This window comes from Sphingopyxis sp. SCN 67-31 (assembly GCF_001725095.1).
Genome location: NZ_MEFH01000076.1, coordinates 58,361 through 66,516, shown reverse-complemented (window position 1 = coordinate 66,516; position 8,156 = coordinate 58,361). Strand labels below are relative to the sequence as shown.

Sequence of the window (8,156 nt, the reverse complement as noted above, 5' to 3'; positions counted from 1 at the left end):
GACACCGCGGTGATCCGCGACGGGACGATCTTGCCGCGCTCCGACAGGTAACCCTGGAGCAGGCGGACGTCCTTGTAATCGATGACCGGTGCGTCCTTCTGGCTGAAGGGGCAGGTCTTGCGGCGACGGAAAAAGGGTCGTGCCATGATGCTTCTCCTTATTCTTCGCCGTCGCGGTCACGGCCACGGCCGCCGCGGCGTTCCTGCTTGCGCATCATCACCGACGGACCCTTTTCGAGCTCGTCGACGCGGATCGTCATCCAGCGGATGATATCTTCGTTGATCGCCGCCTGACGCTCGATCTCGGCGACGGCTTCGCCCGGCGCTTCGACCGACACCATCGCATAGTGACCTTTGCGGTTCTTCGCGATCTTGTAGGCGAGCTGCTTCAGGCCCCAGGTTTCGGTCTTGTGGATCGTGCCCTTGTGGTCGGTGACGATCGTGGCGACATTTTCCGCCAGCGCATCGACCTGAGCCTGGCTCAGGTCCTGACGCGCGATGAATACATGCTCGTAGAACGGCATGGTTGCGCTTCCTTCATTTGGCCGATCGCTGATTTCGCGCCGATCGCGAAACCCCTCCGGCTGTCGTCCGGCTTTGCCTGTTCGTGCAAAGCAAACGGGGCGACAGGCACAAGGCCTCGCCCCGAATGCGGGCGCCTATACAGATTTCGGCGGGATAAGCAAGGGATCGCATTGTCCGGTAGCGCATCGGTTCGAATGTCCCCCCGCCCCGCTTCTTGCAGGGATCATGCGTTCCGGGGGCACGCGCCAGTCGTGGCGGGCATGCGGAGCGTCTTAATGGATCAGGCGTCGGGTTCTTGCGAGCGAGAGGAAAATGCAAGGACCAATGCCGTAATGACGCCGATGATTATCGCGATCCATGCACCCGTCATAGCCACATCTGCTGCTTTGCCGCCCTGTATACAAGGTTGACATAAAGGCTGCAGCGCCAAAATTCAAGCCGAGGTCGGCCTTTGTCCCTTGCCCATTTGCGCGGAGGTCAGGTCAACTTCGCAAGTATTTCGTACCCGAATTCGGTCAGCGTGTCGTCGCGCGCGCCGAGGATCAGGATGCGGTCGCCGGGCTTCGCAGCGTCGAGCATCGCCGCGCCGCATGCCGCGCGCGTCGTCAGGTGGACCGCGTCGCCGCCGCCGGCGACGATGTCGGCGACCAGCGCCTCGCTGCCGATGCTGCGGTCGACGGTGCCGCCGAAATAGACCGGATCGCAGACGAACAGCCGGTCGCCGTCGCGCATCCCGCCCGCAAAGCTCGCCGCCAGCTCCTGGCCCATCTGGCGGAGCGGACCATAGCCGTGCGGCTGGAAGAAGAGCAGCGCGCGGCCCGGCAATTCGGCGACCGCCGCCAGCGTCGCGGCCACCTTGTCCGGATTGTGCGCGAAATCGTCGATGACGGTGACGCCGCCCGCCTGGCCGAGCACCTCGTAGCGGCGCGCGAGGCCCGCGAAATCGGCCAGCGCTGCGACCGACTGCGCCACCGGGATATTGAGCGCGCGCGCCGCCGCGATCGCGGCGAGGGCGTTGGCGGCATTGTGGCGTCCCGGCATCAACAGGCGTGCGGCGTGGCTGTCGCCCGCGAAATGCACGGTGAAGCGGCATCCGTCGGGCAGCGGCTCGAAATCGCTGCCGCGCACCGCCGCAGCGTCGGAAAAGCCGAAGCGCAGGACGTTGCCGCCGGCGAGCATCGGCGCCGATTCGGCGTCGTCGGCGTTGATCACCGCGACGCGCGCCTTCGCGGCGAAATCGCCGAAGAGTTGATGCAACTCGTCGAGGCTCTTGTGGTCGAGGCTGATATTGGTGACGACCGCGACGTCGGGGCGATAGAGCGCGATCGACCCGTCGCTTTCGTCGACCTCGCTGACATAGGTCGCCGGATCGCCGACCAGCGCGCTGGCGAAGGGGGTGTCGGCGCCGGCGAAATTGCGCATCACCGCGCCGTTCATCACGGTCGGCCTGCGCCCGGCGCTCTCCAGGATCCAGCCGATCATCCCGGTGACGGTCGATTTTCCGCTCGTTCCGCCGACGCCGACCGCCGTGTCGGCGGCGTTGAACAGCGCGGCGTTGAGGTCGGCGCGCGTCAGCCGCGGCAGGCCGAGCGCGCGCGCCGCCGCGACGTCGGGCACGCTGTCCTCGACCGCGGCGGAGGCGACGAGCGTCTGGCCCGCCGCGACGCCGCTGCCGTCCTGCGGGAACAGCGCGACGCCGCGGCCGGCGATCCACTCGAACTTGTCGGGCGTGCGCCCCTGGTCGCGGCTGCGGTCCGACCCCGAAACCGCGGCCCCGCGCGCCGCGACGATCATCGCCAGCGGCAGCATTCCCGATCCGCCGATGCCGCAGAAGAAATAGGATTTGTTTTCGGCCATGCCCGCGCGTTATGGCCTTGGCGACGGGTTTGCAACCGGCACTCAGCGCGAAATCCGTTCGTGTCGAGCGAAGTCGAGACACCCATCGGGACAGCGCAGAGCCGAGGGGCATCTCGACTTCGCTCGATGCGAACGGATTTGGGAGGTGCTTCTAGTCATGCGCATCGGAATCGTCGCCCCCTCGACCCCCATCTTGCCCGACGATGCAGAGGCGGTGCGCGCGATCGCGGCGCTCGGCTATCCCGAAGTCGAGCTGGTCTTCGACCCGCAATGCTTCGTCAGCCACGGCCATTTCGCGGGCGCCGACGCGGTGCGGCGCGAGGCGCTGGTCGCGATGGCGAACCGTCCCGATATCGACGCGGTCTGGTTTGCGCGCGGCGGCTACGGCGCATGCCGGATCGCCGAAGACGCCGTCGCCGCGATGGGGGAGGGCGCGCGGCACAAGGCGTTCCTCGGCTATTCGGATCAGGGCAATCTGCTCGCCTGCCTCTATCGCGAGGGGTTCGACCATGTCGCGCACGGCCCGATGGTCGCCGATGTCCGCCGCGCGGACGGCGAGGCGGCGGTGGCGCGTGCGCTCGACTGGCTGGTCGCGCGCGATCCCGCCGCATGCGAGCCGGGGCTGACGCATGGCGCGCGCCATGCCGCCTTCAACCTGATGACGCTGTCGATGCTGCTCGGAACCCCGCTCGAACCCGATCTTTCTGGCCATGTGCTGCTCGTCGAGGAGGTGAGCGAATATCTCTATGCCTTCGACCGCGCCTTCTTCCATGTCGCAAGCTGCCTGGCGCCGCGCGGGCTGGCGGGGCTGCGCCTCGGCCGCGTCAGCGACGTGCCCCTGAACGACCGGCCGTTCGGGATGGAGGCGGAGGCAATCGCGCGGGACTGGTGCGCGCGCACCGGCATCGCCTGGCTCGGCCGCGCCGACATCGGGCACGACGCGGCGAACAAGGTCGTCCCCTTCGGCTTGCATCGCGCCGGGTGAGGCAATAGTCGCGGGTGCGACAAATCACACCAAGGGGACGCCAGATGCGCGCATTCATCTTTCCGGGTCAGGGCAGCCAGTCGGTCGGCATGGGCAGGGCGCTCGCCGATGCGTCGGGCCATGCGCGCGAGCTGTTCCAGGAAGTCGACGAGGCGCTGGGCCAGCATCTGTTCAAGCTGATGAGCGAAGGGCCGGAGGACGAACTGACGTTGACCGAGAACGCGCAGCCGGCGATCATGGCGAACGCGATCGCGACGCTGCGGGTGCTGGAAAAGGAAGGCGGCGTGACGCTGACGGCGATGGCGGACTATGTCGCGGGCCACAGCCTCGGCGAATATACGGCGCTGTGCGCGGCGGGGGCGTTCGACATCGCGACCGCGGCGCGGCTGCTCAAGACGCGCGGGCAGGCGATGCAGGCGGCGGTGCCGGTCGGCGTGGGCGCGATGGCGGCGCTGCTCGGCGCCGACATCGACACCGCGCAGAAACTCGCCGACGCGGCGGCCGAGGGCGAGGTCTGCACCGTCGCCAACGACAACGACCCGTCGCAGGTTGTGATCTCTGGCCACAAGGGCGCGGTCGAGCGCGCGGTCGCGCTGGTCAAGGAAGCCGGACAATCCTGGGGCATCAAACGCGGCGTGCTGCTGCCCGTCTCGGCCCCCTTCCACTGTCCGCTGATGCAGCCCGCGGCCGATGCGATGGCCGACGCGCTCGGCGCGAATCCGCCCGCCGCGCCGCTGGTCCCGGTGGTCGCCAACGTCACCGCGGCGCCGGTCAGCGACGCCGACACGATTCGCGACCTGCTTGTCAGCCAGGTGACGGGCCGCGTCCGCTGGCGCGAGAGCGTGCGCGCGATGGAAGATATCGGCGTCGACCGCTTCGTCGAAATCGGCGGCAAGGTGCTGTCGCCGATGGTCAAGCGCAGCGCCGGCGGCGAGGTCGAGACGGTGAGCGTGATGTCGATGGACGATATCGAGGCTTTGCTCAAAGCTCTTTGAAAGATTCGCGCAGAGGCGCAGAGATCGCAGAGACATGGTGTCCATCGATCAGATTTCGCATGATGTAATCGGCGTCGCGATGCGTCTGCATCGCGAAATCGGGCCGGGTTTGCTGGAAAGCGTCTATGAAAAGCTTCTGGCCGGGCGTCTTGGCGCGATGGGATATAAGGTTGATCGGCAATGGCCGATCAACATCATTTTCGATGGTATGGAGTTTACCGAAGTCGCGCGTGTCGATTTGCTGATCGATGAGCGATTAGTGGTCGAGATCAAGTCGACCGATGGCGCGCATCCCGTCCATTCAAAGCAGGTTCTCACTTATTTGAAGCTGCTCCATCTGCCTGTGGGACTGCTGATCAATTTCGGTCAGCCTACCTTGAAGGAAGGTATCCGCCGCCTCGTCAATGACCATAAGGACTCTGCGCACTCTGCGCCTCTGCGCGAAAATTACCATGGACCAGCGTCCGACGACCGGACTCAAACATAAGGAATGACACGATGTTCGATCTCACCGGCATGACCGCCCTCGTTACTGGCGCTTCGGGGGGCATCGGCTCCGCGATCGCGCAGGCGCTTGCCGCGCAGGGCGCGCGGCTTGCGGTTTCGGGTTCCAATGCCGACAAGCTGAACGGCTTCCGCGACAGCCTCGGCGGCGATGCGGTCGCCTTGCCGTGCAATCTCGGCGATGCCGCCGCGGTGGACGCGCTCGTGCCTTCGGCGGTCGAGGCGCTGGGCGGGACGCTCGATATTCTCGTCAACAATGCCGGCGTCACGCGCGACAATCTGATCCTGCGCATGAAGGACGAGGAATGGTCGGAGGTCATCCGCATCAACCTCGAGGCGAATTTCCGCCTGTGCCGCGCCGCCGCCAAGCCGATGATGAAGGCGCGCTTCGGCCGCATCGTCTCGATCACCAGCGTCGTCGGCGCGACGGGCAATCCGGGGCAGGCCAATTATGCCGCGTCGAAGGCGGGCGTCACCGGCATGACCAAGGCGCTGGCGCAGGAACTGGCGAGCCGCGGTGTCACCGTGAACTGCGTCGCACCGGGCTTCATCGCCACCGCGATGACCGACGGCCTGCCCGACGCGCAGAAGGAAGCGCTCAACCAGCGTATCCCGGCGGGCCGGATGGGCGAGGGAAGCGACATCGCCGCCGCCGTCGTCTACCTCGCGTCGCGCGAGGCGGGCTACGTCACCGGCCAGACGATCCACGTCAACGGCGGCATGGCGATGCTGTCCTGATCCATTTGCCGCCCCTGCCTTTGCAGGGGCGGCATGTCACGGCATGTTGGCGATCGCTCTCGTCGCCCTCGTCATTCGACCATGCAGTCGATGAAGCGCGGCCCTAGAATTTATAGCCGACGGTTACGCCATAGGTGGCCGGATCCCCGAATCCCGAGAAAGCCCCATCCCCGACGGGAACGGTCTTCGTTCTGTAGAGCTTGTCGGTGATATTGCGGCCGAACAGCGTAAAGGACCAGTTGTTGAGCGTATAGGTGATACGCCCGTTCAAGATGCCGTAAGCCGGCTCTTCCGCGGTCGGGGTGTTCTCGATGAAGAAGAACATCGAGCTTTGGTAAACATAGTCGGCGTTGAAGGAGATCTCCGAATTCTCGCCGACGCTTTTGACATAGGAGCCGGAGATCGTGAATGCGTTCTTCGGCGCCTTGCCGAGCCGGTTTCCGGACAGGTCCGTCCCGTCGGTTCCGATGATGAATTTCTTCACCTCCGTATCGAGATACGCGTAATTCCCTGACAGCGTCAGCCCGGGAACCGGCTTGGCCAGCACCTCGAGCTCTATGCCCTTGACGACGGCGTCCGAAGCATTGGTCAGGATGCGAAGCGCCGAAGACTGGTCGCCGGGAATGGTCAGGATGCGATTGCTGACCTGGAGATCCTGATAGTCCATGTAGAAGCCGGCGAGATTGATCTGCAGGCGGTTGTCGAACCATCGCGTCTTGGTGCCGATTTCATAGTTCCAGGCGATTTCCGGAAAGAATGCGCGCGAGGCCGCGGCCGCAGTGGGAGCCAGCCCCTGGAAGCCGCCCGACTTGAATCCCTTCGACACGGTTGCATAGATCAGGGCGTCCTCGCTTGGCGAGAAATCGATCGTGACCTTCGGCGTAAAGGCATTGAAGTTCTTCTGCACCGAAACGTCGAACGCCGAAATTCCGGGCGTGAGGCCGTTGGTCGCGGTCCCGCCCGACTCGTCGGTCAGGATATTGTGCAGCCGCTTGTCGTCGTGCGTGTAGCGAACGCCCGCCGTCAGGTTCAACCGGTCGGTGAGCTTGTACGTGCCTTGCGCAAAGCCGGAAATGCTCGTGGTCCTTGCATCCTGATTCCATAGCGGCCGCGATGTCTGCCCCTTGAAATCGCGATCATAGCCTTCGAGCCGGTGGACATCGTCCCTGAGGAAATAGAAGCCCACGACCCACGTCAGGGGCCCGCTGTCGGGAAGCGAGGCCATGCGGAGTTCCTGCGAGAAGAAATCCGATTTTTCCCGCGCCGACAGATAGGAAAGGAAATAGCCCGCCGGCAGACCGATCGAATCCTGCGCGCTGTCCGACAGCACGTGGCGATAGCCGGTGATCGACGTCAGAATGCCCACGTCCGTCGTCAAATCGGCGCGTGCCGACAGGCCCCACAGATCAACCTCCGCATAGCCCCGGCGCGACGTTTCGATTGTCCACGGATCGGGAAGCGGTGTGTAGCCGAGTGTATTCCTGGTGTAGTTCCCAACTCCGAACGGTTTCGCCGAAACGCCGTCCTGACGAAAGCGTGAGACATCGCCCGACAGCAGGATTTCCAGATTGTCGCTGGCCGTGATCGCGATCTTGGAGCGCAGGTTGGTGGAATTTATCCCGTCGGTATCCTTGCCGGTCGGAGCATAGGTGTAGAATCCGTCGCGCGAGCGTGTCGTGAAGGAGAGGCTGGCAGCGACGCCTTCGGCAAGCTTTCCGTTCACGCGGGCTTTCGCCTGTCGCAGATCATAGTTGCCGAGGGTCACCTCGGCCGCTGCCGAGAATCGCTCGGTCGGTTTCTTGGTGACGATGTTGATCGCGCCGCCGACGACGTTGCGGCCGCTCAGCGTGCCTTGCGGTCCGCGCAGCATTTCGATGCGCTCGATATCGTACAGTTCGAAAACGGTGCCCGAGCTGCGGCCGATATAGATGTCGTCGAGGAACACGACCACCGACCGGTCGCTCCCCGCCCCGCGCTCGTTCGACCCGATGCCGCGCATCGTGAACGTCGGATCCGCCGGACCCACATTGTCGCTTTTGAAACTGGGGGCATAGGACGCCAGGTCATAGACGTCGTTCAGGCCGGCCTTGGCGATGGAATCGCCGCTCAGCGCATAGATGGAAATCGGGACGCTCTGCAGGTTTTCGCTGCGCTTCTGCGCGGTGACGACGATATCGTCGATCCCGCCATCCCTCGCGGCTTCCTGCTCCGCCGCCTGCGCGCCGGATGCGGCCAACAGAGTCGCCTGCAGGGCCAAGGCCGACACTCCCACCTTATAATTCAACCGCATCGCTTCCTCCCTTTTGGAGGCCATTCCACAGCCTCTTCCGCGCCATGAATAATATCGGTCATATTTTTCGTCAACAATTAATACCGGATTTATTTGTTGAGGTCGAATGTGGGTGCAAGGAGTGTGCGCTTCTTCATGCAGCGCTTATACGGAGGATGTCTGCAGTAATGATGCATTGCAGCAATCCTTCCTTCCGTGCCCCAGAAGGCGCCGGCGCTGCTGCGCAATGATAATTGACTAATATTACCGGATATAATATCGAG

At 64.4% G+C, this 8,156-nt stretch carries 8 protein-coding genes; 4 read left to right on the top strand and 4 right to left on the bottom strand.

Annotated features, from left to right (window positions below):
* The 3 genes from rpsR to ABS88_RS16240 all read right to left on the bottom strand — a co-directional run.
* The coding region (gene rpsR / locus ABS88_RS16250; protein WP_286750139.1) for a 30S ribosomal protein S18 at window positions 1-146 on the bottom strand (146 nt) is incomplete at its 3' end.
* Between the two features lie 11 nt (window positions 147-157).
* Entirely contained in the window at window positions 158-523 is a 366-nt protein-coding gene (gene rpsF / locus ABS88_RS16245; protein ID WP_067105615.1) for a 30S ribosomal protein S6, read from the bottom strand.
* 478 nt (window positions 524-1,001) lie between these two features.
* Window positions 1,002-2,381 carry a Mur ligase family protein gene (locus ABS88_RS16240; RefSeq protein WP_286750138.1) on the bottom strand — a complete coding sequence of 460 codons (1,380 nt, stop codon included), beginning with the start codon at window positions 2,379-2,381 and terminating at the stop codon, window positions 1,002-1,004.
* 157 nt (window positions 2,382-2,538) lie between these two features.
* Here ABS88_RS16240 and ABS88_RS16235 point away from each other — a divergent pair, with 157 nt between their 5' ends.
* The 4 genes from ABS88_RS16235 to fabG are packed head-to-tail and all read left to right on the top strand — an operon-like array spanning window position 2,539 to window position 5,603.
* A complete protein-coding gene (locus ABS88_RS16235; protein ID WP_076074572.1) occupies window positions 2,539-3,366 on the top strand; it encodes an LD-carboxypeptidase in 828 nt (275 codons plus the stop codon).
* Between the two features lie 44 nt (window positions 3,367-3,410).
* Entirely contained in the window at window positions 3,411-4,361 is a 951-nt protein-coding gene (gene fabD / locus ABS88_RS16230; protein ID WP_104959445.1) for an ACP S-malonyltransferase, read from the top strand.
* A 34-nt stretch (window positions 4,362-4,395) separates the two neighbouring features.
* Complete coding sequence (locus ABS88_RS16225) at window positions 4,396-4,848, top strand: GxxExxY protein (protein WP_104959446.1); 453 nt, start codon at window positions 4,396-4,398, stop codon at window positions 4,846-4,848.
* 11 nt (window positions 4,849-4,859) lie between these two features.
* Entirely contained in the window at window positions 4,860-5,603 is a 744-nt protein-coding gene (fabG, locus tag ABS88_RS16220) for a 3-oxoacyl-[acyl-carrier-protein] reductase (protein WP_076074575.1), read from the top strand.
* A 103-nt stretch (window positions 5,604-5,706) separates the two neighbouring features.
* Here fabG and ABS88_RS16215 read toward each other — a convergent pair whose 3' ends face one another.
* On the bottom strand, window positions 5,707-7,839 hold the full coding sequence (locus ABS88_RS16215; protein ID WP_286750137.1) for a TonB-dependent receptor: 2,133 nt from the start codon (window positions 7,837-7,839) through the stop codon (window positions 5,707-5,709).
* Window positions 7,840-8,156: the final 317 nt, after the last annotated feature.